Origin of the sequence: Sulfitobacter alexandrii (assembly GCF_001886735.1) — a bacterium.
Lineage (GTDB): Bacteria > Pseudomonadota > Alphaproteobacteria > Rhodobacterales > Rhodobacteraceae > Sulfitobacter > Sulfitobacter alexandrii.
In genome coordinates this window covers 1,805,390-1,829,020 of the sequence record NZ_CP018076.1, presented here as the reverse complement: position 1 = coordinate 1,829,020, position 23,631 = coordinate 1,805,390, and the positions used below count along the sequence as shown (strand labels likewise).

Genomic DNA, 23,631 nt, shown 5'->3' with positions numbered 1-23,631 from the left:
GCATCCCAGCGCGTTGGTGATGCCGGGCCGGGCAGGGACCAGCACACGCGGGACGCCCAGTTCACGGGCAAGTGCCGCCGCGTGCAGCGGCCCCGCCCCCCGAAGGCGAAGAGCGCGAAGTCCCTCGGATCGGCCCCCAGCGAGAGCGACACCATTCGGATCGCGCCCGCCATCTTGGCATTCGCCATCCGGATCACGGCCTCCGCGGCGCCAAAGGCATCGACGCCCAGCGGCGCGCCGAGCTGGCGCTCAAAGATCGCGGCCAGTTCATCCATCCCCACGCCCCCGGCGACGGCGTTCAGCTTGGCCGTGTCCAGCCGGCCCAGCAGCATGTTCGCATCCGAGATCGTCGGCCGGGTGCCGCCCTTGCCATAGCAGATCGGACCGGGATCGGCCCCGGCGCTTTCCGGCCCGACCTCCAGCAGACCGGCGGCATTCACCCGCGCGATCGAGCCGCCCCCGGCGCCCACGGTCCGCACGTCCACCATCGGGACATGGATCGGCATGGCGTATTCGACCTCGATCTCGTTCGACACCGGTGGCGTGCCGTCGCGGATCAGGGCCACATCCGTGCTCGTGCCGCCCATGTCGTAGGTCAGCAGGTTCAACTCGCCCGCCCGCCGTCCGGTATAGGCAGCCGCCATCACGCCGGAGGCCGGGCCGGACATCACGGTCTTCGCGGCCTCCTGCGCGACCACTCTGGACGACACCATGCCGCCGTTGCCGTTCATCACCAGCACGTCGCCGCGATAGCCCTTGGCCGCCAGTTCATCGCGCAGGCGCGCCACGTAGCGTTCCAGCAGCGGCTGGACCGAGGCATTGACCGCCGCCGTCACGCCCCGCTCGAATTCGCGGCTTTCGGACAACAGGCTGTGGCCGGTGGTGACGTAAGCGTTCGGCCAGACCTCCGCCGCGATCTCGGCCGCGCGACGCTCGTGCGCGGGATTGGCGTAGGCGTGCAGGAAATGGATGACAAGCGCCTCGCAGCCCGCCGCGACCAGCCGTTCCAGCGCCGCGCGCAGAGCGCCCTCGTCGAGCGGGACCAGCACGTTGCCCTGGGCATCCATGCGTTCGGGAACTTCCAGCCGCAGGTCGCGGGGAATGATCGGGGTGAACTGCCCGGTCATGCCGTAGGCCTGGGGCCGGGTCCGGCGGCCAAGTTCCAGCACGTCGCGGAAACCCGCCGTCGTGATCAGCCCGGTGCGCGACAGCTTGCGTTCCAGAACTGCGTTGGTGGTCGTGGTGGTGCCGTGGACGATCAGCCCGACCCCGGCCAGTCCGACCTGCGCCTCGTCGAGCGCCGCCAGCACGCCGAAGGCTTGGTTGTCAAGTGTCGTCGGTGTCTTGGCGATGCGCATGGCGCCGCTTGCACCGTCCACCATGACAAGGTCGGTGAAGGTGCCGCCCACATCCACGCCGATGATGCTGCCCCTGATGCCGGACTGTACCACGCCGCCGCCTTTCGCCAAACTCGCTTGTATACGAATAAGATCGGAAGTCGGCCCGTCTAGTCAACCGTAATGATCGTGCTCGCGGTCACCGGAACATCGCCCACCACGTACGCGCGATGATCGTTCGTGTTCAACGTGACCCGGACCTCGTGGGCGCCCGGGGGCAGCGCCCCGATCCGGTAGGTCGGCGCAAACACCCGGCCCAGTTTCATCCCGCCCACGTAGACATGGCCATGGCCCATGCCCGGCACGTGGTAAAGCCCCATGAGGTCTTCGGAAAAGGTGAAGTCCTGCGCCGTGATGCGCAAGAGCCAACCGTCGCCGTCGCGCACGGTATCTATGGCGATCTCGGGCGCAGGCTCCCCGTCGCCGACGATGCAGATGTCGCCCATGCCGAACAGCCCGACCTCTGCGGCGGCGCCGGTCTGCGCGGGATCCGAAACGCGCGCCTTGACCGCCACGTCGCCCGCCGTCTCGAACCGCAGCGTCAGAGGGATCAGGTCGCCGTGCGCGACGGCTGTTTCCGGCAGCGCGATGCGCACGTGCGCCGCATCGAGGGCGAGGGAGGAGGTGCCGGTCGGCACCGGCAGCCCGCCCTCGGCCGCCGGAGAATACAGGCTTGCATCCGCCACGGGACTGGACACCGACAACAGCCGATCGGGCGCGCCCTGGTTGTCGATGCTCAGGAACGCGCCGATCTGTCCGTTTTCCATCGGTTGACCCAAGGCGTTTCCGATCAGCAGACGGGAGGACGGCGCGCCTGCGCCGGTCATCCAGATCGCGCCGGTCAGCAGCGCCAGCCCTATGAGAACAAAAGCCGCTTTCAAATCCCTTTTCCCGTCGCCAGAGTGCCCACATGAGACTGCGTGAGATCGCCATAACCGTCAAGCTGGCGGCGTGTCTGCCGCTGCCGGCGCAGGCGCATGTATCGGAACAGGGCTTTGTCCTGCTGCTGCCCACCGGGGTCTATTCCGCGGCGGGCGTGGCGGCGGTCGCGCTGACGGTGCTTGCGCTTTTCGTGCTGCCCGGCGCGACGGTTCGGGATCTGTTCGCGCATCGCGCCTTGGCCGCACGCGCCTTCGCCCGGACGCGCCAGATCACGAGCCTCGCGGCGCTCGCTGTCCTGATCTTTCTGGTCTACCTCGGGTTCTTCGGCCCCCGCGATCCGTTGTCGAACCTCATGTCGCTGGGCTTCTGGACCCTGGGCTGGATGGCCGCGGTCAGCCTTGCCCCGGTGGTGGGCAACCTGTGGTCGTGGATCAACCCCTGGACCGGTCTCTACCGCGTGTTGGGACCGCTGCGCCCGATCGTCGCGCTGCCCGAAAGGGTGGGGATGTGGCCCGCGGTTGTCCTGCTGATGGGATTTGCCGCATTTCAGCTGGCGGACATCGCGCCGGACGATCCCGCCCGGCTGGCCCGCTTCGTGGCGATCTACTGGGTCGCGACCTTTGCCGGGATGATGCTGTGCGGGCCCGGCTGGCTGCGCCACGGTGAACTGGGAACCGCCGTCTTTTCCGCCTATGCCAGCCTTGCGCCTGTGCGATTTTCCGATCCGGCCGGGGCGGGCGGACCGGGGTGGCGGCTTCTGGCAGAAAAGCCGATGCCCGCGGCAGGCATCTTCGCACTCTGCCTCCTGGGCGTGGGCAGCTTCGACGGGTTGAACGAGACGTTCTGGTGGCTGGGGACCATCGGGGTGAACCCGCTGGAGTTTCCCGGCCGGTCTGCCGTCGTGGGCCAGACCCTTGCCGGACTCCTGCTGGCCTGCGAGGCACTTGTCGCGGTGTTCGCGCTGACGGTCTGGATGGGCCTGCGGCTGGCACGGGCCGATACCGGGTTCGGCACTGCTTTCGGCTGGCTGGCCCTGAGCGTTCTGCCCATCGCGCTGGCCTATCACATCGCCCATTACCTCACGTCGTTTCTGGTCCAGATCCAGTACAGCGTCGCGGCGCTCAGCGATCCCTTCGCACGCGGGGCGGACTGGCTGGGCATCGAACCCTTCCGCGTCACGACCGGGTTCTTCAACAGCATCGACAGCGTGCGGGTGATCTGGACGACGCAGGCCGGCGTGGTCGTGCTGGGCCATGTCTGGTCGGTGCTGCTGTCCCATCGCATCGCGCTGCGGCTCTTCGGCGACGGGCCGCGCACGGCCCTTGCAACCCTGCCGCTGTCCGTGTTCATGATCGCCTACACGATGCTCGGTCTGTGGCTTCTTGCAGCGCCGAAAGGGGCATGAGCGGCCGCTTTGCCCCCGGCGCCCCAGAAAATTCTGGACAAACTGCATGTGTGCAAACAACATTCGGGGCACATGGGAAACCGAAAGCGGTCCCGCCCAACAGGGAGAGTTGGAATGACACCAAGAACGATGACCAATCGCCGGACCTTGCTCAAGGGTGCGGCCGCCGGGGGCCTGCTGGCCGCCGCGCCGCTCGCCGCCCGCTTTGCCAGTGCTCAGTCCGCCGCGCCGATCCGGATCGGCTTTCAGCAGCATTCGACGGGTATCGGCGCCGCCTATGGCCGCTGGTACGGGCGCACCACCGAGGCCGCCGTCAAGATGATCAACGACGCGGGGGGCATCAATGGCCGCCCGGTGGAAATCGTGGCAGAGGATGACGGCACCGACCCCAAGCGCGGCGCGGAAGTGCTGGAGAAATTCGCCAACCAGTCGAACTGCGACGTGGCATTCGGCACATTGTTCAGCCACGTGGTGATCGGCTCGGCGCCCGCGGCGGGCGAGCTGAAGCTGCCCTATTTCGTGGTCTCCGAAGGGCACCACGTGGCCAGCGGGATGCTGAACCGCTACACCCTGCAACCGGGCATCACCGACGTGAAGAGCCAGGTGCAGGCAATGGCCCCCTACGTGTCTGAAAACCTGGGCAAGAAGGTCACGATGATCTATCCCGACTTCGCCTTCGGTCACGACCACCGCGACTATTTCTCGGCGGCGATCAAGGAACAGGGCGGCGAGGTGCTGGAGATGATCGCGATCCCGCCGACGGAAACCTCGTTCACCAAGTATTTCCCGAAGATCCCACGCGATACCGAAGTGGTCTATCACGTGATGGTCGGCCCCGCCGTTCTGACCTTCGTCAAGGAACTGGGCGAATTCTTTGGCCCCTCGCGGCCCGAGATTTTCGGTTTCATCGACTCGCTCGAAGCGGTCGATCTGGCGTCGCCGGGGCTGGAATTCCTCGAAGGCACCTATTTCTGGGAGGGTAATCCCCGCTACGCGCAGGAAGACCAGACCAGCCATGACAAGCTGTTCCGCGAGGCGGTCGGCGTCGATGCCAACGGCGCGTCGGTTTCCGACCCCAAGGATGTGTCGACCTATGCGCACATGTTCGGCTGCTGGGAGACGCTGCATATCATCAAGGCCGGCATGGAGGCCGCGAACTACCAGGGGCCAGAGGACCGGGCCAAGCTGATCGAGGCGGTCGAGGCGATGACCGACATGCCCGAGAGCGACGCCCATCCGCAGGGGCCGAAAAGGTTCAACGGCAAGACCCACCAGGTGTTCGGCGTGCAGTACATCTCGCGCGTGGAGAACGGGAAACTGGTCAAGGTCCACACGACTTCGATCGAGGATACGCTCTATCCGGACGAGGTCGACTACACGACCATGTCCTTCTGAGGAAACTTCGGGCCGGGTGCGCATCCCGGCCCGGCGCAATCTGACATATGGAATTCGGACCTCACCTGCTTCTTGCCGTGCTGGAGGGCGCGGTCGGTGCTGCGGTACTGGCGCTGACGGCGCTCGGCCTCAGCCTCGTTTTCGGCGTCATGCGGGTGGTCAACGTGGCGCATGGCGAATTCTTCATGCTGGGCGCGGTGATCGCGTGGTTCGTCGCCACCTCCTTCGGCGGGCAACCGGCGGTCGGCTTTGTCGCCGCGCTGGCCGTTGCGCCGCTGATCGCGGGGCTGGTGGCGGTCCTCGTGGACCGGCTGATCCTGAAACCGGTGAAGTACGACCCCGAGGCGACCATCGTCGGGACCATCGGCGTGCTTTACATCCTGCAGCAGACGGCACTGATGACCTACGGCCCCGAGGCGCGGCCGGTCGAGCCGCCCTTCAGCCACCGCATCGCGCTGCCCTGGTTCGAATGGGGCGAGAACGGGTTCGCCATGTTCTATCCCTGGGGGCTGAGCACGAACAGCTACAAATTGTTCGTGATCGCTGCCGCCATCGTGATCCTGCTGGTGTTCTGGCTGGTGATGACGCGCAGCCGTGCAGGCCTGTTGATGCGCGCCACGCAGCTGGACCGCGAAACCGCGCTGGCCTTTGGCATACCCGTATCGCGGGTCTATTCCGTCGTGTTCGGTCTGGGGGCCGGGCTGGCCGCGCTGGCCGCGGTGCTGATCGTGCCGATCCAGCAGGCGCATTACCTGATGGGACACGACCCGCTGCTGCTGAGCTTCATCGTCGTCATCATCGGCGGTCTGGGTTCGATCCGGGGCACCGTGCTGGCGGCGGTGCTGATCGGCATGTCCGACGGCATCATCTCGGTCTTTCTCAGCCCGACCCTGTCCAAGATCATCGCGACCCTGCTGGTGGCCCTCGTGCTGGTGTTCCGCCCACAGGGCCTGTTCGGAAAGAAGCCGGCATGAGCAGCGGCGCAAGATCCACGCTTCTTCACCTCGGCCTCATTGCGCTGCTGTTCGTGCTGGCGTTCGCGCTGCCCAGCTATCATCAGGGCAACCTTGCGCGGATCATGGTGCTGGCGACCTACGCCATCGGGTACAACGTGCTGTTCGGCTATGCCGGGCTGCTGAGCCTCGGGCACGCCATGTTCTTTGGCGCCGGCATGTACGGGCTTGGGCTGGCGATGCAGTACGGCGGCCTCGGCGTGATCCCCGCCTTTGCCGTTGGCCTGATCTGCGCCGCCGTCCTGTCCACCGTGGTGGCACTGCTAGCCCTTCGCACCATCGGGGTCGCCTTCATGATCGTGACGCTGATGTTCGCGCAGGCGGGGTATCTGACCGTGCTCTATTTCGGCGCCTGGACCCGGGGGGACGAAGGCTTCGTCATAGCCCAATCGGCGCGGGCCATCGGCGGCCTCGATCTGACCGACCCCACGACCCGTTACCTCGCCGCGCTCGTACTCTTCTCCGCCGCGCTGCTGATCACCGCGCGGATGATGCAGGTCAGCTTCGGCAGCGTGCTGATCGGCGTGCGCGAGAACGAGGAACGCACCAGGATGCTGGGGTATGACGTCTTTCGGCACAAGCTGGCGGCGGTCGTGATATCGGGTACGATCTCGGGCGCGGCGGGCGCGGGGTATGCCGTGCTTTTCGGGTATGTCGGCGCGACCTTCACCTCGGTGCAGTACTCCATCTTTCCGCTGCTCTGGGTTCTGTTGGGCGGGGCGGGCACCACGATCGGCCCGCTGGTCGGAACGTTGTTCATGTTCTACCTGATCGACTATTCCAGCGGGCTGACCAATGCCTACATGCTGATCGCGGGGGTCGTGCTGGTCTTGCTGACGCTCTTTGCGCGGGCCGGTCTGGTGGGCGAGATCCGCAAGCGCTGGGTGGCGTGGCTGCCATGATTTTGCTTGAGACAAAGGCGCTGACGCGGATCTACGGCGGGCTGACAGCGGTCGACGGTGTCGATTTCTCGCTCCCGCAGGGTGAGGTTCACGCGCTGATCGGTCCGAACGGGGCAGGGAAGTCGACCTTTGTGGGCATGATCTCGGGGCGGATCCCGGCCAGTTCGGGAGAAGTCTGGTTCGAAGGCCGGAACGTCACCGCACTGCCCGCGCATGCCCGGATCAGGCGCGGCATGGCCTATACCTTCCAGATCACGGCCGTTTATGCGCGTCTGTCGCTCGCGGACAACCTCGCGCTGGCGCTGCGCAGCCGCGACCGGGCGGCGGCACTGGCCGCGCTGGACCGGGTCGGGCTGGCCGACCGCGCCGACCAGATGACCGGGGATCTGGCCTATGGCCACCAGCGCCTGCTGGAGATTGCCATGGGTGTCGCGCAAAAGCCCCGCCTGCTGATCCTCGACGAGCCGACACAGGGTCTCGCCGAAAGCGAGATAGAAGGCTTCAACGCCCTGATCCGTGAGCTTCGGGGCCAGACCACCATCCTGCTGATCGAGCACAACATGAACGTGGTGATGGCACTGGCCGACCGGATCACCGTTCTGGACATGGGCCGTATCCTGGCCTCCGGCACCCCGGCGGACATTCACGGGAACCGGGCCGTTCAGGATGCCTACCTGGGGACCGGCTGATGCTGACACTGGATCGCATATCCACCGGCTACGGTCCCGTTCAGGTGCTGTTCGACTTCGGCCTCGAAGTGCGCGCGGGCGAAGTCCTGTGCCTGATGGGGCGCAACGGCGCGGGCAAGTCCACCGCGATGAAGGCGATCATGGGCCTGCTGCCCCTCGGCGGCGGCCAGATCCTGCTGGATGGCACGCCGATCAGCAGCCTGCCTGCGCACGAGGTGCCGCGCCACGGGATCGGCTACATTCCGCAGGGCCGGAGGCTGTTCACCGAGATGACGGTGGCCGAGAACATCCAGATCGGCCTGATGGCGCGCGGGCGGGGGGCCGAGACCCGCGAACGCGTGCTCGACATGTTCCCGCGCCTGCGTGAACGCCTCGACCAGCGGGCCGAGACCCTGTCGGGCGGCGAGCAGCAGATGCTGGCGACGGCCCGCGCGCTGTGCCTTGAACCCAAGGTGCTGCTGCTCGACGAACCGACCGAGGGGTTGCAACCCTCCATGATCCGGCTGATCCGGGATACCGTCGAACGGCTGCGCGCCGAAGGCGTCGCGATCATCCTGGTCGAACAGCGGATCGAAGCGGTCCTGTCCATCGCGGACCGTGTCGCCTTTATCGAGAACGGGCATGGCCGCGAGGTCGTCGCGACGGACAGGCTTCGGGCCGACAGACGGCTGTTCGAGCAATACGTGGGAGTCTGACGCCCGGTCGTCAGGGAAAGGTGAATGTTCAATGATTGCTTATGTCACGGTCGGGGCGGATGACATGGCTGCCGCGCGCCGGTTCTACGACGCCTTTCTGCCTGCCCTGGGGTACGGGGTCAGCGAAGGCCCCGAAGGACTGAGCTACGCCTTACCGGTCGAGGCCGGGCAGCGCCCCGTGCTGCCCGACTATTACGTCAAGCCTACCTTCGACGGCAGACCGGCCAGTGCGGGCAACGGGACCATGACGGCTTTCCAGGCGCGCAGCCAGTCGCAGGTGCGCGCGCTTCACGCGGCGGCCCTGCAGGCGGGCGGGACGGACGAGGGCGCACCGGGTTTCCGGGCCGCCTATGGTCCGCATTTCTACGTCAGCTACCTGCGGGATCCGCAGGGCAACAAGATCGCGCTGTTTTCGGATGATCCGGACGAGCCCGGACGGGATGACGCGTAACGGTCAGACCAGCTTGGCCAGCAAGTGCTCGAAAAGCGCCGCTTCCTCGTCGGAAAGGGGCGCAACCGTTTCGGCCCGCGCGGCCAGTGCCTGCGCCTCGGCTCTCCGGAACTGTGCGCGGCCCGCGTCCGTCAGCTCTACAAGGCGCAGACGCTGATCGTTCATGTCGGGCCGCGAACTGACGAACCCCTTGGCTTTCAGCCGCTCCACCACGCCCTTGATCGTGGCGCTGTCCATGGCCGTTTCGCGCCCCAGCAGGTTCTGTGACAGCGGTCCCTGTTCAAAAAGCCGGGCGAGCGCGGCGAACTGCGTGGGCGTCAGCCCGTCGACATGGCGGGCAAAGATCGCGACATGCCGCTGGTTCGCCCGGCGCAGGTTGAATCCGACCTGCGTGGACAGTTGGTAGATGTCGTTCGTGATCTCTGTTTCACCCATAGGGAAATTATTGACAGTTTGCGTGGCCTCCCGCAACATCTGCTTGTGTACCAGCAATCAGGGCTGCCATGACCGAAACCGCCCTATATCACCGACCTGACACGCTCGAACAGGCGCTCGCGCATTTGGCGGCAGGGGATTGTCGCATCGCCGCGGGCTGTACGGACCTGTTCCCCCTGAGCCACCACAAGACATTGCTGGGCGAGGTTCTCGACATCACGGGCATCGCCGGTCTGCGGGGCATCCACCGCGACGACGCGGGTTTGCGCATCGGCGCCGCCACGACCTGGACCGACCTGATCCGCGCCAATCTGCCCCCCGCCTGCGATGGGCTGAAGCTGGCCGCACGGGAGGTGGGCGCGCGGCAGATTCAGAACCGGGGTACGATCGCGGGCAACCTCTGCAACGCCTCGCCCGCCGCCGACGGCGTACCGCCCTTGCTGACGCTGGATGCGCAGGTCGAAATCGCCGGCGCAAACGGCACACGTTGCCTGCCACTGTCCGATTTCATCACCGGTCCGCGCCTGACCGCGCTTGCACCGGGCGAAATCGTGACCGCGGTGCTGATCCCGCAGGCGGCGCTGGAGGGGCGGGGCCATTTCCTGAAACTCGGCGCGCGCCGTTACCTCGTGATCTCGATTGCCATGACCGCCGCCCGGATCGCGCTGCGGGATGGGGTGGTGGCGCAGGCGGCTCTCGCGGTCGGTTCCTGCGGACCGGTGGCCGTGCGGCTGCCCCGGGTCGAGGCCGCGCTGATCGGCAAGCCGCTGGATCCGGCGGTCGTCACGGATGCCGATGTCGCCGCCGCGCTGCGCCCCATGGACGACATGCGCGCCGCCGCCGGATACCGGGGCATCGGTGCGCCGGAACTGCTGCGCCGGTGCCTTGCGGCGCTTCGGACCTGCGCGGAGGCGGCATGAACGTTCAGCGGACAGGGCATGACGCGATCACGCTGATGATCGAGGGCGCGCCGCGGCGCGTCCGGACCGCGCCGGGGCGACGCCTGTCCGAGGTGCTGCGCGAAGATCTGAACCTCAAAAGCGTCAAGGTCGGCTGCGATGCGGGTGACTGCGGCGCCTGTACGGTCCTCATCGACGGACGCCAGGAATGCGCCTGCCTCGTGCCGGCGCGGCAGGCGGATGGCAGACGGATCGAAACCCTTGAAACCGCCGAGCCGGCGTTGCGGGGCCGGCTGCAACGGGCCTTTCTGTCGAAGGGTGCCGCACAGTGCGGCATCTGCACGCCGGGGCTGATGATGGCTGCGATGGAACTGCTGCGCGAGACACCACGCCCCGATGCGGCGCAGGTCGAGGACGCGCTTGCCGGGGTGCTGTGCCGCTGCACCGGCTACCGCAAGATCATCTCGGCGGTCATGTCCGTCCATGCGCCCGAAGAGCCGCCGGAACCGGTGTCGGCCGGTCGGTCGGTGGGCCGGGCCGTGCCCCGGCTCGACGGGCAGCGCAAGGTGGACGGCACCGAGGTTTTCGGGGCGGATCACGTGCCCGACGGGGCCCTGCTGGTCAGGGCGGTACGCAGCCTCCATTACCATGCCGCGTTCGAACTGGGCGACATCGACGCGTGGGCCGCGAACACGCCCGGTGTTGCCTGCGTCATCACCGCGGCCGATATCCGGGGCGAGAACCGGTATGGCGTGATCCCGCCGCTGGCCGACCAGCCCGCGCTGGCAGAGAAGGTCGCCCGGTACCGCGGCGAGGCGGTGGCGCTGGTCGTCGGAGACCCCGAAGCGGTCGAACCGCTGGACCTGGGGACGTTCCCCGTGACCTGGACACCGCTGCCCCATGTCCTCACCGAAGCGGAAGGCGCCACGCCGGACGCCCCGCAACTGCACGCCGATCGCCCCGAGAACACGCTGATCCGGGGCCGGGTCGCCTGCGGGGCGCCCGACGCCGCACTGGCGGCGGCCGCCCACGTGGTGACGGGCCGGTTCGAGACGTCCTACGTCGAGCATGCCTATATCGAACCCGAGGCGGGGGCCGCATGGATGGACGGCCAAGTGCTGGTGATCCAGGCCTGCACGCAGGCACCTGTCATGGACCTCGAGGATACCGCGAGGGTGCTGGGCCTGCCGCAGGATCGCCTGCGGATCGTTCCCGCGGCGGCGGGCGGCGGGTTCGGCTCGAAACTGGATATCACCTTGCAACCGCTGCTCGGCCTGGCGGTGCTGAAGACCGGCAAACCCTGCCGCATGGTGTTCAGCCGCACCGAGTCGATGCAGGCGAGCACGAAACGCCATCCCGGTACCATGGAGGCCACCATCGGCGCAGATGCCGACGGGCGCATCACCGCGATGATCTTTCACGGCGAGTTCAATACCGGCGCCTATGCCAGTTGGGGCCCGACGGTGGCGACCCGCGTGCCCGTCCATGCGTCGGGACCGTACCTAACGCCCAATTATCGCGCCACAAGCCGGGCGGTTCATACGCACGGCCCCACGTCGGGCGCCTTTCGCGGCTTCGGCGTGCCGCAGGCGGCCATCACGCAGGAGATGCTGTACGACGACCTCGCGCTGGCCTGCGGCATGGATCGTCTGGCCTTCCGGCACCGAAACGCCCTGCGGGACGGAGACAGGTCTCCCTGCGGGCAGGTCATGAAGGCCGTCGGGCTGGTCGAATGCCTCGAGGCGCTGGAGCCGCACTGGCAGGAAGCCAAGGAAGCCGTCGCCGCCTTCAATGCGGGGTCCTCCGTGCTCAAGCGGGGGATCGGGGTCGCCTCCTGCTGGTACGGGTGCGGCAACACGGCCCTGCCGAACCCGTCCACCATCCGCATCGGCATCACCGCCGAAGGACGGCTAAAGCTGCATCAGGGCGCCACGGACATCGGGCAGGGGTCGAACACGGTCATCACCCAGATCGCCGCCGACGCGCTTGGTGTCGCCCTGGGCGCGATCGACCTGATCGGCCCTGACACCGCGCTGACGCCCGACTGCGGCAAGACCTCCGCCTCGCGGCAGACCTTCATCACCGGCCGCGCCGCCGAAGCCGCCGGCGTCGCGCTTCGCAAGGCGATCCTGCGCCTGACCAACCTGGCCGACGCGGATGCCATCACGCTCTCACCGGGGCGGCTGTCCGTCTCGAAGGGCGGCCAGAACCGCGAGATCGACCTGTCCGGCATGCCCGTGGATGCCAACGGCTACGTCATCGCGGCGGAAGAAACCTACGATCCGCCCACCACGGCGCTCGACGCCGAGGGGCAGGGCACGCCCTACGCGCTTTACGGCTACGGCGCGCAGATGGCGGAAGTGGAGGTGGACATGGCGCTCGGCACGGTGCGGGTGCGCCGGATCGTGGCCGCCCATGACGTGGGCCGCGCCATCAACCCACTGCTGGCGGAGGGCCAGATCGAGGGGGGCATCGCGCAGGGTCTCGGCCTCGCGCTGATGGAGGAATACCTGCCCGGCCTGACGGAAAACCTGCACAACTATCTCGTTCCCACGATCGGGGACATGCCGCCGGTGACGTCCATCCTGATCGAAAAGCCGGATCCCGAAGGACCGTTCGGGGCGAAGGGGCTGGGAGAACATGTGCTGATCCCCACCGCACCCGCGATCCTGAACGCGATCAGGGATGCCTCCGGGGCGAAGATCACCAAGGTGCCGGCGCTGCCGCACCGGGTGCTGGCCGCGATCCAGGCGGCCCGCGCATGACCGCCGCGGACAAGATCCGATGCGATGCCTGTCCGGTCATGTGCTACATCGCCGAGGGCCGCGCCGGGGCCTGCGACCGGTACGCGAACGCCGGCGGCCAGATCATCCGCTGCGATCCGCTGACCATCCTTGACCGGCGCATCGCCAAGGGCGACGCCATCAAACCGTTCCTTGCCGCCGACTGGGACGGGACAACCGCATCGGGCGATGACGTCATCGTGTCCGCCATCGGGGCCGGCACGACCTACCCAGATTACAAACCGGCGCCCTTCATCGTGAGCCGCGAGATCAAGGGGGTGGACTTCGTCACCGTGGTGACCGAAGCGATCTTTTCCTATTGCGGCGTCAAGGTGAAGATCGACACGGACCGGCACCTCGGCCCCGAAGCCGCGACCGTGCGCGTGCAGGGCGAGGCCGTGGGCCACGTCATGACCTCGGAATACGGTTCGCAGATGTTGTCGCTGGGCGGTGTCGATCATCTGACCGGGGGCGAGAAGGCCGAAGGCCGCGTGACCTGCGACACGCTCCTGCGGCTGTGCAACGGCGAGGCGGTCGAGCTCGCCATCGACGGCGGCTCGACCGTGGTGGTGCAGGCGGGCAAGGCGCCCATCGTGGACGGCCAGCAGGAGCACCGGATGCGTGTCGGCTGCGGTTCCGCTACCATAGGCATGTTCGCGGTCCAGTGGCAGGGGCTGGTCGATGACGTCGTGGTGGTGGACGACCACATCACCGGCGTCGTGTCGGAACACCAGGCGGGCAAGGTGATCGACTGGCCGGAAACCGGCATCCGGATAAAGGGCAGGCGGTCCACGCCGGGCCGCTATTTCAAGGTGGCCGAACCGGGCCTCGGCTGGGGCGGCACCGACATCGACGATCCCCTGACCATTCTAGGCCCATGGCGCGCGGAAAAGGGAGCCCGGCCGGGGTTGACGCTGCTCATGGTGTCGACCACGGGCGAGCACGCGGCCTACTACGTACTGAACGACGATCTGGTGCCGAAACCACGGCCGATGCCGGATGCCTTGAAACCCTCCGTCGATCTCATCGCCGAGAATTGCGAACCGGCGCTCTGCACCGTGCTCTTCATGGGGGGCGCGGGGGGATCGCTGCGCTCGGGGGTGACGCGCAACCCGATCCAGTTGACCAACTCGGTGAAGCTGGACCAGACCCGTGTCACAATCGGCGGCGCGCCCACGTACCGCTGGCCGGGGGGCGGGATCACGGTGATGGTGGACGTGACACAGGTGCCTGCCGGGGCCTTCGGCCATGTCCCCACGCCCGCGCTGGTCGCCCCGCTGGAATTCACCGTGCGCCGCGCCGACTACGAGGCCTTGGGCGGACACAGCGGAAAGGTGCGCGACCTCGACGATGTGCTGGCCAGGGGCGGAGACTACGGCCGCGCGGCGCGGGTCATAGGGGACGGGTCGTGAGCGCCGGACCACAGGCACATATCCTCGCCGACGGACGGCGCCTGCACCTGCACCACGGTCCCATCGACCTGATCATCGAGGTGACCGGGGGCGATGTCACGGCATGCTACAGGGCGGCGACGGCGCGTTTCGGCACGATCCTGACCGGACTTGCGGCCGAACTGCCGATGCTGCGCAGGCCGGTCGATCGGGACACCCGCGTCAACGATCCGGTGGCCCGCCGCATGGTCCGGGCCGTCGGCGCCCATTCGGGCGTGTTCGTCACGCCCATGGCCGCTGTCGCGGGATCGGTCGCGGACGAAGTGCTGGCGGCGATACTGGACGCACAGAATCCCGGCAAGGTCTACGTCAACAACGGCGGCGACGTCGCGTTCCACCTCGGACCGGGGCAGGAGATCATGGCGCAGGGCCCGGCGGGGGCCATCCGCATAACCGCCGATGACCCGGTGCGCGGCATCGCGACCTCGGGGTGGCAGGGCCGCAGCCACTCTCTGGGAATCGCGGATGCGGTCACCGTCGCCGCCGCGACTGCCGCCGACGCTGATGTCGCCGCGACATTGATCGCCAACGCGGTCGATCTGCCCGATCATCCGGCCATCCGCCGGGCGCCTGCCCGGGTTCTCGACCCGGACAGCGATCTGGGGGATCGGCGCGTGACAACCTATGTCGGGGCGCTCGACCCGGTCGAGATCGCGACCGCCCTCGCAAGGGGACAGGCGCTCGCCAGCGCGATGTGCACACGCGGTCTGATCCGCGAGGCCGTGCTCTGCCTTGCGGGCCGCACTGTCCACGTCACCCATTCCCAAGGAGCCATGATCGATGCCTGACTTTCCCATCCGCAAGATGCAACTTGTCCTGGAAGAGGTACAGCACGACGGCGGCCCCGCACCGGACCGGCCGCGCAGGCTGGGCGCGATCCTGGCCTGCGTATCAAACCCGTTCGCAGGGCGCTACGAACCGGACCTGCAACCGGCGATGGAGGACCTCAAGCCACTGGGCACGGAGATGAGCGAACGCCTGATCGCGGCACTGGGCGGCGCGGACGGCATCGACGGCTATGGCAAGGGTGCGATCGTCGGAGAGAACGGCGAGCTCGAACATGGCGCGCTCTGGCATGTTCCCGGCGGCTACGCCATGCGCGGGCTCTTGGGGCAGTCGAACGCCATCGTGCCCTCCTGCATGAAGCGCGGCGGTGTGGGCAGCCGGCTCGACATTCCGCTGGGCCATATCAATGCGGCCTACGTGCGCAGCCATTTCGACGGGATCGAGGTGGGCCTGCCGGACGGCCCCCGCGCGGACGAGATCGTGTTTGCCCTTGCCATGTCCTGCGGCGGTCGGGTCCACGCGCGGATGGGTGGCCTTGAGACATGGCAGGTGAAGGGCGAGGACGGGCTTCGCTGAGCGCCGCCTTACGCCTTGCTGAGGCCAAACCACCGCTTTTTGGCCGGTTGGTCCGGAGTCTCGGCGGACGCATCGGGTTCGGTTTCGCCCACGACATCCTGAAAGTTGGAAAAGAACTGGTCCGCCATCTTCTTGGCGAACCCGTCTATGATCCGGCTGCCAAGTTGCGCCAACTTGCCGCCCACCTTGGCTTCCACCTCGTAGTGGAGGACCGTCCGGGGGCCGTCCTGCTCCAGCCGGACCTGCGCGCCGCCCTTGGCGAAACCCGCGGCGCCGCCCTTGCCTTCGCCCGTGATGGTCAACCGCTGGGGCCTGTGCATGTCGCTCAGTTGCACGGCACCACGGAAAGTTGCCTTGACCGGGCCGACCTTCTGCACCACCGTCGCCTCGAAACCGTCCTTGGGCGAGCCTGACATTTCCTGACAGCCCGGCACGCAGGCTTTCAGGACTTCGGGATCCAGCAGCGCCGCGAACACCGTCTCGCGGTCAGCCTCTATCGTCTTCTGGTCGCTCAGGTTCATGTCGCTGATCCTTTCCTTGCCGGCACGGTTTTCGACCGCCAGCGGTGTCATGTGTGCCGACCCCCGAGAGGCCGGCCGGGCTTTCCCTGTTTGTAGGAGGGGGGCCGCGACGGCGAAATTCGACTTTGGTGGGTATCCCGTTCGTCCAAACGAAGCGCAGAACCGGGGAAGGTCCATCGGCGGGGTGAGACTTTTTGGCTAGATACCCGGAGGCGGAATCCTGCTAGCGTATTCGTATGATACCACACGATTTCACGACGAGCGGACCTGCGAACGACAGCAACTGGGCGCTGATCGTCGACGACCATCCCCTGTTCTGCGACGCGCTCGAACTGACCCTGCGCTCGGTCGCCGACTACCGCGATGTCCGCACCGCCAATTCACTTTCCGGCGCGCTGGCGGAACTGGACCGATCACCGCCGCCGGACCTCGTGCTGCTGGACCTGAACCTGCCCGACGTCAGCGGACTGGACGGTCTTCTCAAGCTCAAGCGGCAGGCGGCTGGCGCGCATGTGATCATCGTCACATCGGTCACGGACAACACGGTCATCAACGGTGCCATAGCCGCGGGCGCCTCGGGGTTCGTGCCGAAACACAGCCGGCGCGGCATCTTCAAGGACGCCATCGCCGCCATCCGCGCCGGGCAGGTCTATACGCCGGTCGGGTTCGTTCCCGGCGAAGCCGCGCCCGAAAAAAACGCGACCCTGCGAAACCTGTCGTCCCTGACCAACCAGCAGGCCAGAATACTGGAACTCATCTGTGCCGGAAAGCTGAACAAGCAGATCGCCTATGACCTTTCCATCGCGGAAACCACGGTCAAGGCGCATGTCACCGCGATTATGCGGAAACTGGGTGTCCAAAGCCGGACACAGGCGGTTCTCGTCGCACACGAGGCGCGGTTCACATCCCAGTTGCCAAGCGACGGATAGCCCCGCTATTCTGGCGCGAGGGAGACTTCATTTGGCAATTCAGCAGGACTTGGAACCGCAAGCGGGGTCACGGCACGCGTTGCGCCGCGCCCAGGTCGACGCCGATCATGCCGATCCGGTCGGCACGCTGGCGCGGGAACTGGGCACCGAGCCGCTGGCAATGGTTGCCCTGTTCCTGTCACCTGCGGCCGATTTCGACCGGCTGGTGAGCGAGGCGCACGCAGCCTTCGGCGGTGCCGACGTCGTCGCCTGCACCACGGCAGGCGAGATCGGGGCAGGCGGCTATGCCCAGGGCACCATCATCGCCATCGGGTTTCCCCGGAGGCATTTCGCCACCACATCCATCCTGATCGAGGAATTGCAGGACCATTCCTCGCAGACGGTGCTGGACCGCATCGCACTGGACCGCGTCGCGCTGCAGAAGTCCTGTCCGGACAAGCGGCATGGCTTCGCCTTTCTGCTGGTGGACGGATTGTCGCTGCGCGAGGACATGCTGACCGTCGCGATCGCACCCGCATTGCGGGACATGGCGCTGTTCGGCGGTTCCGCGGGAGACGGGATGGACTTTGGCCACACCCGTGTCGCGCTGAACGGCCGGTCGTGCGAGAACGCCGCCGTGCTGACGCTGATCCAGTCGGACCTCAGGGTGAAGGTCTTCAGCATCGATCATCTGGTGCCGACGGATACCCAGATGGTCGTGACGGGCGCCGACCCGGACAAGCGCATCGTCAAGTCGATCAACGCCGAACCCGCAGCGCGGGAGTACGCGCGCCTTGTCGGCAAGGATCCCGAACAGCTCGACCAGTTCACCTTTGCCTCGCATCCGGTGGTCGTGCGCATCGGAAGCGATCACCACGTGCGCGCCATCCAGCAGGTAAGACAGGGCGGAGAGCTGCTTTTCTTCTCGGCCATCGACGAGGGGATGGTCCTGACCCTGGCCGAACCGCAGGACATGGTGGCGCACCTGCGCGGCAAGCTGGAAGAACTGGAAGCGGCCGGGCCGCTCACGGACATCGTTGGCTGCGACTGCGTCCTGCGCCGGATCGAGGCGGAGCAGAAGCAGACCACCCGTGCGATGTCGGCTGTCCTGTCGGATCACCGGGTGATCGGCTTCTCCACCTACGGCGAACAGATCGGTGCGCTGCACGTCAATCACACGATGACCGGCGTCGCGATCTACGCGCCCCAGCCCGATACGGACTGATCCCATGTCGGTGATCAATCCGGCGGATTCGCTTGAACGGCAGAACGAGAAACTGCTGCAGATCACGCGGGCGCTGATGCGCAAGGTAGAGCAGAAGAACGAGCAATCCGGCGCCGCCTACGCCCAGTTCGAACGTGCCGCGCTGCTCGAAGTGCAGGTGCGGGAGCGGACCATCGACCTTGAGCGCACGCTGGACCTGCTGCAGGAATCCAATGCCCGGCTGGAGGTCGCGAACCGCGAGACCGCCATAGCGCGCGAAAACCTGACGGAGGCGATCGAGACCATCAGCGAAGGCTTTGCGCTGTTCGATCCCGGCGACCGGCTGGTTCTGTTCAACAGCCGGTTCTGCCGCGATCTGTCGGATATCGTGCCGCAACTGCGCGAGGGACTGACCTTTGACGCCTATGTAAGCCTCGTCTCGGGCAGCCGGGTTCTGTCACTCCCGCCCGGCCAGAGCCCGGAAGGCTGGGCGCGGCAGCGCACGGGGCGGCACCGCGACGACCACGTGGTCTTCAATGTCAGTCTCATCCACGATCGCTGGCTGCAGGTCAGCGAGCACCGCACCGCGCGCGGTGGCACTGTCATCCTGCAAACGGACGTGACCAACATCATCCGGCTGGAACGGCAAGAGCGCCAGAAAGTGCGGGACGAGCAGGCCCAGATCCTGCGCGCGACGCTGGATCATCTGGATCAGGGGGTTTGCATCTTTGACCGGGACCGCAAGCTCATCGGGTGGAACCGGCGAATGGACCGCCTGCTGGATCTGCCGCCCCGTGACGCCGCCCTTGGCAGGAGTTTCGTGGTGCTGCTGGAACTGCTGAACCGGCAACTGACCTTCCACGACAGTTTCGACAGCCGGATGCTGATCGACTGGGCGATGCAGGAGGGAGGGCGGCAGCCCATCGCCTTCGAGGTGACGGGCACCGATCAACAGGTATTGAGCATCTTCGCCCAGGAAATGCCCGACCGGGGCTTCGTGATCAGTTTCACGGATGTCAGTGCGGAACGCGCAGCCGCGCGCGCGCTGTCCGAGATGAACGAGATGCTGGAGCGCCGTGTCCAGAGCCGGACCCACGAACTGGGGATCGCGCTGTCCGAGGCGGAGCGCGCCAATGCCTCCAAGTCGCGTTTCGTCGCCGCGGCCAGCCACGACCTGCTGCAGCCGCTGTCGGCGGCCAAGCTCTTCATTTCCGCCCTTTCGGACCAGGTGGCGGGGCCGGATCAGCGCGGGATCGTCGAAAAGGCCGAAACCGCGCTGTCCTCTGTCGAGCAGATCATCGAAGCGCTGCTGGACATCTCGAGGCTCGACGCCCATCGCCCGACCTTCGACATCCAGCCGGTCGCGCTTGCGGCCGTTCTGGGCCCGCTGCGGGACGAACTGACACCCGTGGCGGAGGCCAAGGGGATCGACCTGCGGTTCGTCGACTGCGGCCTGTCCGTGCGCAGCGATCCGGGCTACCTGCGGCGGATCGTGCAGAACCTTGTCTCGAACGCGGTGCGGTATACCCAGACGGGCAGGGTGCTGGTGGGGGTGCGCCGCCGCGGCGGCGTGGCGCAGCTTCAGGTGTGGGACACCGGGCCTGGTATCGCGGAGACCGACCAGGAGGCGATCTTTCAGGAATTCAGACGCCTGTCCGTGCACCGGGCAGAGCATAGCCTCGGGCTGGGACTGGCCATCGTGGAACGGGCCTGCAAATCGCTCGGTCACCGGCTGGGCCTCAGTTCCTCGGTGGGTCGGGGCAGCCTGTTCCGGGTGGACCTGCCGATCGTCGAGGGCGGGCAGGCACCGCAGACGCAGGAGCAGGACCACGCCGACGCTGCCAACCTGACCCGCAGGGGCGACGTCGTCTTTCTGGTCGAGAATGACGACACGCTGGCCAACGCGTTGACGCTGATGATGGAAAGCTGGGGCGCGGAGGTGATCCACGCCGTCAACGGCGAGGAGGCGATGAAACTGCTTGATGACATCGACCTCAGGCCAGACGCTCTGGTGGTCGATTACCAGTTGGGGGAGGGCATGTCCGGCCTCGATCTTATCGAGCAGATCCGCGCGCGCTACGGCGATATCCCCGCACGGCTGATTTCGGCAAACCGCGGGCTGGACCTCGAACGCGCGTGCCGTGAACTGAACGTGACCGTGCTTCCGAAACCCATCGACAAGAAGGGGCTGTTCGCCTTTCTGAACGGCCCGCACCGCGCGGACTGACGCGGCAGACCCGGTCCGCCACCGGGGCACTGGCACAATCGTCGCCTCGCGGTTCTCTGCAGGGCGCGCCGCGCCGGACGTAGTCCCACTGTCCGGCGGTGGAACGCCTATTGTCCGGTCCGGTCCTTCATGTCCGCCAGCAGGCCATCCGCCGCCCGCGCCAGCAACACGGCATCCGACCCGCAGGCAACAAAGGAGAAGCCTTCGCGCAACAGGTCGGCGGCAAAGGCGGGATCCTGCACAAGCGTGCCCACGGGGACGCCCTGCGCCATCAGCTTTTCCGCCGCGGGCCGGATCAGCGACCACACGTCCTCGTCCATCGGCTTGCCGACCTTGCCCATGTCGGCGGCGATGTCACCGGGCCCGAAGAAGATGCCGTGAACACCGTCCACCGCACCGATCTCTTCCGCCCGGTCCACGGCCGCGGCGGTTTCCACCTGCAGAAGAACGGTCGTTTCCCGCTCCACCTGCGTGGCATAGTCGGTAATGCGCCCGAACTTGGTCGCGCGGGACGCGCCCGAGAATCCGCGCGTTCCACGGGGCGGATAGCGGGTTGAGGCCACGGCTTTCTCGGCCTCCTCGACATTCTGGATCATCGGAAACAGCAAGCCGGACGCACCGAGGTCGAGCAGCCGCTTGACCGCGACGGGGTCGTTCCATTCGACCCTTACGATGGGCGTGGTCCGTGTCGGTGCATAGGCCTGCAACTGACCCAGCACGCTGAAATAGTCGTTCGGGCTGTGCTCCATGTCGATCAGCACCCAGTCAAACCCCGATGGCGCGGTGACTTCCGCCGCAAAGGGGCTGGAAAGCGTGATCCAGAGCCCAAGCTGGCTTTGGCCCGCTACAAGGGCGTGGGTGAACAGGTTGCGCGGCATCTCCATCAGACAGGCTCCCCCCTGCGTCCCACTTCTTCCACGGTCGCGATGTGTTCTGCGACGGGTCCGTATCCCGCACCGGCGGCACTGAAGGTCAGCACCCCGGCCCGGCGCGAGGTATCGACCATGAACCCCGCCACAGCCACGAGATCGGGAGAGCCGAATTCGTCCGTCATGCCGGCAAGGCGGCCATGGCCGACCTCGTTGCATGCAGCCGGTGTATTGATGTCGCCGATATCCACGCCCAGCCGGGCCGGTGAAAGTGTCATTCTGATTCCAGTTCGTTTCGCATCCCAGAGGTTTCATACACGGTCCGCCGATGCCACCCTTTTTCGCCTGCGCCGCAGCCTGCCGGGCATCGTTTCTGCCGCCTTAAAGGCCTGTTCACTCCCTGCAGGCATAGAGGGGGTGTGATCCCGCCGGATCGCGCAGGGTTTGGTAAGGTATCCAGCAGGACGGGTTGATGAGTAGACGCTTCGTGGAACACGTGCGGTGACGGAGATGCCGCATGCCAACGGGCAGGGCCCTGCGCGCCCACAGCGGCCTCGCCGCGTGGTCATCGTGGACGATTCAGCGTTGATACGTCGTTGGCTGAGGGTGGTTCTGGAAGCTCACCCCAGACTGAGTGTCGTCGGAGAAGCGGAAGATGCGCAGGCAGCCCGCAAGGTGATCAAGGCGACCCGCCCCGACGTGGTCACACTGGATATCGAGATGCCGGGAATGGACGGGCTCGGCTTTCTCGAGCGGCTGATGCGCCTCAATCCTCTGCCCGTGGTGATGGTCTCCGGCATGACCAGCGCGAATTCCGATGCGACCGTCAGGGCGCTCATGCTCGGTGCGGTCGATTGCATCGAAAAGCCGATGACGGGCACCGACGCGCGCCAGCGCGCGATGATCGCGCGGCGCGTCTTTGCCGCGGCCTTCAGCCGTTTGCGATCCCGGCCGCATCCGCCCCACACCCCGGTCAGACCCTCCGCGACCCGATCACCGGGGAACGAACCGGTGATCCTGATCGGCGCCTCAACCGGCGGGGTGGCCGCGCTGGATACCCTGATCGGCGGGCTCGATCCGTGGGGGCCGCCCGTGGTGATCGTTCAGCACATGCCCGGACCCTACCTCGTCAGTTTCTCGAACCTGCTGGACCGGACCTTTCATCGGCAGGTGAGCCTTGCGCAACAGGGCATGAGCCTGTCACCGGGGCAGGTGGCGCTGGCACCCGCCCTGGGCCAACATGCCGAAGTGGTCCGCCGATCGGGCAGGTGGGAGATCCGCCTCGCCCCGGACGTGGAGCGGTCTTTGCACTGCCCCTCGGTCGACAGGCTGTTCCACTCGGCGGTCCCTTGGGCGCCGCATGTGATCGCCGCCATCCTGACCGGTCTCGGACGTGACGGCGCACGGGGCCTGAAGGCCCTGCGCGATGCAGGTGCGCTCACCTTTGCCCAGGACGAGGAGAGCAGCACGGTCTACGGCATGCCCCGCGTCGCGTGGGAAATCGGCGCGGCCTCGGAACAGGTCGCCCTCGACGATCTTGCAGGCAGGATCAACGACGCCGAGAGACGGTACCGGCAACGGCAGGGGGAGCCCGGGCGATGACCACGAAAACAACCGTCATCACCCAAGGTGAACATGCCGTGTCGGGTGCGGAAGACGCCGTGATCTCGACCCTGCTGGGATCCTGCGTTTCCTGCTGCCTGCACGACCCCGTGGCCCGGATCGGGGGCATGAATCACATCCTGATCGCCACCAACGCCAAGTCTTCGACCCGGTACGATCCCGAGGGGTTGTATGCCATGGAACTGCTCATCAACGACATGCTCAAGCTCGGGGCGCAGAAGATGCGCATGCAGGCCAAGGTCTTCGGCGGCGCCAAGATGGTCTCCGGCCTGTCCGAGATCGGCCGGGCCAATGTCACCTTTGTGCTCGACTTCCTCGAGAGCGAAAACATCCCCTGTCTGTCGCGATCCGTCGGCGGCGATGCGGCGCGGCATGTCGTCTATCTCCCCGCGAGCGGGGTCGCGCGCCAGAAGACCAAGCCGCGGACGACCGTGATCGACGCGATGCCGCAAAGGGCCCGGCAGACCGCCGGACAGGACGTCGAATTGTTTTGACCGCGCTTCAGCGCCGGGGTCGTCCC

General features: G+C 66.8%; 22 protein-coding genes and 1 pseudogene. 17 read left to right on the top strand and 6 right to left on the bottom strand.

Features of this window, described 5'->3' with window-relative positions; translation table 11 throughout:
* Positions 1 to 36: 36 nt before the first annotated feature.
* Positions 37 to 1,382: pseudogene (locus tag BOO69_RS08960) on the bottom strand (hydantoinase/oxoprolinase family protein); the annotation flags it as partial.
* Positions 1,383 to 1,507: 125 nt separating this feature from the next.
* Positions 1,508 to 2,278, bottom strand: coding sequence for a copper chaperone PCu(A)C domain-containing protein (locus tag BOO69_RS08955; protein ID WP_071971852.1), 771 nt, complete (start codon positions 2,276 to 2,278; stop codon positions 1,508 to 1,510).
* Between the two features lie 29 nt (positions 2,279 to 2,307).
* On the opposite strand from BOO69_RS08955, the gene BOO69_RS08950 reads away from it, so the two are divergent.
* The 7 genes from BOO69_RS08950 to BOO69_RS08920 all read left to right on the top strand — a co-directional run bounded on the left by BOO69_RS08950 (position 2,308) and on the right by BOO69_RS08920 (position 8,829).
* On the top strand, positions 2,308 to 3,684 hold the full coding sequence (locus BOO69_RS08950) for a hypothetical protein (RefSeq protein ID WP_071971851.1): 1,377 nt from the start codon (positions 2,308 to 2,310) through the stop codon (positions 3,682 to 3,684).
* A 114-nt stretch (positions 3,685 to 3,798) separates the two neighbouring features.
* Positions 3,799 to 5,079: an ABC transporter substrate-binding protein gene (locus BOO69_RS08945; RefSeq protein ID WP_071971850.1), complete on the top strand. Its 1,281-nt coding sequence runs from the start codon at positions 3,799 to 3,801 to the stop codon at positions 5,077 to 5,079.
* 47 nt (positions 5,080 to 5,126) lie between these two features.
* The gene (locus BOO69_RS08940) at positions 5,127 to 6,053 is read left to right on the top strand and encodes a branched-chain amino acid ABC transporter permease (protein ID WP_071971849.1); all 927 of its coding nucleotides are present in this window, start codon (positions 5,127 to 5,129) and stop codon (positions 6,051 to 6,053) included.
* The gene (locus tag BOO69_RS08935) at positions 6,050 to 6,994 is read left to right on the top strand and encodes a branched-chain amino acid ABC transporter permease (RefSeq protein ID WP_071971848.1); all 945 of its coding nucleotides are present in this window, start codon (positions 6,050 to 6,052) and stop codon (positions 6,992 to 6,994) included. Before BOO69_RS08940 ends, BOO69_RS08935 begins: the two co-directional genes overlap by 4 nt.
* A complete protein-coding gene (locus BOO69_RS08930) occupies positions 6,991 to 7,683 on the top strand; it encodes an ABC transporter ATP-binding protein (RefSeq protein ID WP_071971847.1) in 693 nt (230 codons plus the stop codon). The genes BOO69_RS08935 and BOO69_RS08930 overlap by 4 nt, the downstream gene beginning before the upstream one ends.
* Entirely contained in the window at positions 7,683 to 8,378 is a 696-nt protein-coding gene (locus BOO69_RS08925) for an ABC transporter ATP-binding protein (RefSeq protein WP_071971846.1), read from the top strand. Before BOO69_RS08930 ends, BOO69_RS08925 begins: the two co-directional genes overlap by 1 nt.
* Positions 8,379 to 8,409: 31 nt before the next feature.
* Positions 8,410 to 8,829 carry a VOC family protein gene (locus BOO69_RS08920; RefSeq protein WP_071971845.1) on the top strand — a complete coding sequence of 140 codons (420 nt, stop codon included), beginning with the start codon at positions 8,410 to 8,412 and terminating at the stop codon, positions 8,827 to 8,829.
* 3 nt (positions 8,830 to 8,832) lie between these two features.
* Here the strand turns inward: BOO69_RS08920 and BOO69_RS08915 are convergent, their stop codons facing one another.
* Positions 8,833 to 9,264, bottom strand: coding sequence for a MarR family winged helix-turn-helix transcriptional regulator (locus BOO69_RS08915; protein ID WP_071971844.1), 432 nt, complete (start codon positions 9,262 to 9,264; stop codon positions 8,833 to 8,835).
* 68 nt (positions 9,265 to 9,332) lie between these two features.
* Between BOO69_RS08915 and BOO69_RS08910 the strand changes: the two genes are divergently transcribed.
* The 5 genes from BOO69_RS08910 to BOO69_RS08890 are packed head-to-tail and all read left to right on the top strand — an operon-like array spanning position 9,333 to position 15,759.
* Positions 9,333 to 10,184, top strand: a complete 852-nt coding sequence (locus BOO69_RS08910) for an FAD binding domain-containing protein (protein WP_071971843.1) — start codon at positions 9,333 to 9,335, stop codon at positions 10,182 to 10,184.
* Positions 10,181 to 12,928 (top strand): molybdopterin-dependent oxidoreductase, encoded by a 2,748-nt coding sequence (locus BOO69_RS08905; protein ID WP_071971842.1) that lies wholly within the window; start codon positions 10,181 to 10,183, stop codon positions 12,926 to 12,928. Before BOO69_RS08910 ends, BOO69_RS08905 begins: the two co-directional genes overlap by 4 nt.
* Positions 12,925 to 14,358: a 6-hydroxynicotinate reductase gene (locus BOO69_RS08900; RefSeq protein ID WP_071971841.1), complete on the top strand. Its 1,434-nt coding sequence runs from the start codon at positions 12,925 to 12,927 to the stop codon at positions 14,356 to 14,358. The genes BOO69_RS08905 and BOO69_RS08900 overlap by 4 nt, the downstream gene beginning before the upstream one ends.
* Positions 14,355 to 15,185, top strand: a complete 831-nt coding sequence (locus BOO69_RS08895; protein WP_071971840.1) for a UPF0280 family protein — start codon at positions 14,355 to 14,357, stop codon at positions 15,183 to 15,185. Before BOO69_RS08900 ends, BOO69_RS08895 begins: the two co-directional genes overlap by 4 nt.
* A complete protein-coding gene (locus BOO69_RS08890) occupies positions 15,178 to 15,759 on the top strand; it encodes an amino acid synthesis family protein (protein WP_071971839.1) in 582 nt (193 codons plus the stop codon). The genes BOO69_RS08895 and BOO69_RS08890 overlap by 8 nt, the downstream gene beginning before the upstream one ends.
* A gap of 8 nt (positions 15,760 to 15,767) precedes the next feature.
* Here the strand turns inward: BOO69_RS08890 and BOO69_RS08885 are convergent, their stop codons facing one another.
* Positions 15,768 to 16,280, bottom strand: a complete 513-nt coding sequence (locus tag BOO69_RS08885; protein ID WP_071973737.1) for a CoxG family protein — start codon at positions 16,278 to 16,280, stop codon at positions 15,768 to 15,770.
* Positions 16,281 to 16,516: 236 nt separating this feature from the next.
* Here BOO69_RS08885 and BOO69_RS08880 point away from each other — a divergent pair, with 236 nt between their 5' ends.
* From BOO69_RS08880 to BOO69_RS08870, 3 genes are read left to right on the top strand one after another with little or no spacing between them, the layout of a single operon-like run.
* Complete coding sequence (locus tag BOO69_RS08880; RefSeq protein WP_071971838.1) at positions 16,517 to 17,209, top strand: response regulator; 693 nt, start codon at positions 16,517 to 16,519, stop codon at positions 17,207 to 17,209.
* Between the two features lie 31 nt (positions 17,210 to 17,240).
* Positions 17,241 to 18,413: an FIST N-terminal domain-containing protein gene (locus BOO69_RS08875; protein WP_071971837.1), complete on the top strand. Its 1,173-nt coding sequence runs from the start codon at positions 17,241 to 17,243 to the stop codon at positions 18,411 to 18,413.
* 4 nt (positions 18,414 to 18,417) lie between these two features.
* The gene (locus tag BOO69_RS08870) at positions 18,418 to 20,619 is read left to right on the top strand and encodes a PAS domain-containing hybrid sensor histidine kinase/response regulator (protein ID WP_071971836.1); all 2,202 of its coding nucleotides are present in this window, start codon (positions 18,418 to 18,420) and stop codon (positions 20,617 to 20,619) included.
* A 107-nt stretch (positions 20,620 to 20,726) separates the two neighbouring features.
* Here the strand turns inward: BOO69_RS08870 and BOO69_RS08865 are convergent, their stop codons facing one another.
* Both BOO69_RS08865 and BOO69_RS08860 read right to left on the bottom strand, forming a co-directional pair.
* Positions 20,727 to 21,503, bottom strand: a complete 777-nt coding sequence (locus BOO69_RS08865; protein WP_071971835.1) for an HpcH/HpaI aldolase family protein — start codon at positions 21,501 to 21,503, stop codon at positions 20,727 to 20,729.
* Positions 21,503 to 21,766 carry a hypothetical protein gene (locus BOO69_RS08860; RefSeq protein WP_071971834.1) on the bottom strand — a complete coding sequence of 88 codons (264 nt, stop codon included), beginning with the start codon at positions 21,764 to 21,766 and terminating at the stop codon, positions 21,503 to 21,505. The genes BOO69_RS08865 and BOO69_RS08860 overlap by 1 nt, the downstream gene beginning before the upstream one ends.
* A gap of 232 nt (positions 21,767 to 21,998) precedes the next feature.
* Between BOO69_RS08860 and cheB the strand changes: the two genes are divergently transcribed.
* Both cheB and BOO69_RS08850 read left to right on the top strand, forming a co-directional pair.
* Complete coding sequence (gene cheB / locus BOO69_RS08855; protein ID WP_083545482.1) at positions 21,999 to 23,090, top strand: chemotaxis-specific protein-glutamate methyltransferase CheB; 1,092 nt, start codon at positions 21,999 to 22,001, stop codon at positions 23,088 to 23,090.
* A complete protein-coding gene (locus tag BOO69_RS08850) occupies positions 23,087 to 23,605 on the top strand; it encodes a chemotaxis protein CheD (RefSeq protein ID WP_071971833.1) in 519 nt (172 codons plus the stop codon). The genes cheB and BOO69_RS08850 overlap by 4 nt, the downstream gene beginning before the upstream one ends.
* Positions 23,606 to 23,631: the final 26 nt, after the last annotated feature.

Bases quoted from the DNA above. Each gene is read 5' to 3' on its own strand.
- BOO69_RS08950 (WP_071971851.1), top strand. From the start codon at position 2,308: ATGAGACTGCGTGAGATCGCCATAACCGTCAAGCTGGCGGCGTGTCTG.
- BOO69_RS08945 (WP_071971850.1), top strand. From the start codon at position 3,799: ATGACACCAAGAACGATGACCAATCGCCGGACCTTGCTCAAGGGTGCG.
- BOO69_RS08940 (WP_071971849.1), top strand. From the start codon at position 5,127: ATGGAATTCGGACCTCACCTGCTTCTTGCCGTGCTGGAGGGCGCGGTC.
- BOO69_RS08935 (WP_071971848.1), top strand. From the start codon at position 6,050: ATGAGCAGCGGCGCAAGATCCACGCTTCTTCACCTCGGCCTCATTGCG.
- BOO69_RS08930 (WP_071971847.1), top strand. From the start codon at position 6,991: ATGATTTTGCTTGAGACAAAGGCGCTGACGCGGATCTACGGCGGGCTG.
- BOO69_RS08925 (WP_071971846.1), top strand. From the start codon at position 7,683: ATGCTGACACTGGATCGCATATCCACCGGCTACGGTCCCGTTCAGGTG.
- BOO69_RS08920 (WP_071971845.1), top strand. From the start codon at position 8,410: ATGATTGCTTATGTCACGGTCGGGGCGGATGACATGGCTGCCGCGCGC.
- BOO69_RS08915 (WP_071971844.1), bottom strand. From the start codon at position 9,264: ATGGGTGAAACAGAGATCACGAACGACATCTACCAACTGTCCACGCAG.
- BOO69_RS08910 (WP_071971843.1), top strand. From the start codon at position 9,333: ATGACCGAAACCGCCCTATATCACCGACCTGACACGCTCGAACAGGCG.
- BOO69_RS08905 (WP_071971842.1), top strand. From the start codon at position 10,181: ATGAACGTTCAGCGGACAGGGCATGACGCGATCACGCTGATGATCGAG.
- BOO69_RS08900 (WP_071971841.1), top strand. From the start codon at position 12,925: ATGACCGCCGCGGACAAGATCCGATGCGATGCCTGTCCGGTCATGTGC.
- BOO69_RS08890 (WP_071971839.1), top strand. From the start codon at position 15,178: ATGCCTGACTTTCCCATCCGCAAGATGCAACTTGTCCTGGAAGAGGTA.
- BOO69_RS08885 (WP_071973737.1), bottom strand. From the start codon at position 16,280: ATGAACCTGAGCGACCAGAAGACGATAGAGGCTGACCGCGAGACGGTG.
- BOO69_RS08880 (WP_071971838.1), top strand. From the start codon at position 16,517: ATGATACCACACGATTTCACGACGAGCGGACCTGCGAACGACAGCAAC.
- BOO69_RS08870 (WP_071971836.1), top strand. From the start codon at position 18,418: ATGTCGGTGATCAATCCGGCGGATTCGCTTGAACGGCAGAACGAGAAA.
- BOO69_RS08865 (WP_071971835.1), bottom strand. From the start codon at position 21,503: ATGGAGATGCCGCGCAACCTGTTCACCCACGCCCTTGTAGCGGGCCAA.
- BOO69_RS08860 (WP_071971834.1), bottom strand. From the start codon at position 21,766: ATGACACTTTCACCGGCCCGGCTGGGCGTGGATATCGGCGACATCAAT.
- cheB (WP_083545482.1), top strand. From the start codon at position 21,999: ATGCCGCATGCCAACGGGCAGGGCCCTGCGCGCCCACAGCGGCCTCGC.
- BOO69_RS08850 (WP_071971833.1), top strand. From the start codon at position 23,087: ATGACCACGAAAACAACCGTCATCACCCAAGGTGAACATGCCGTGTCG.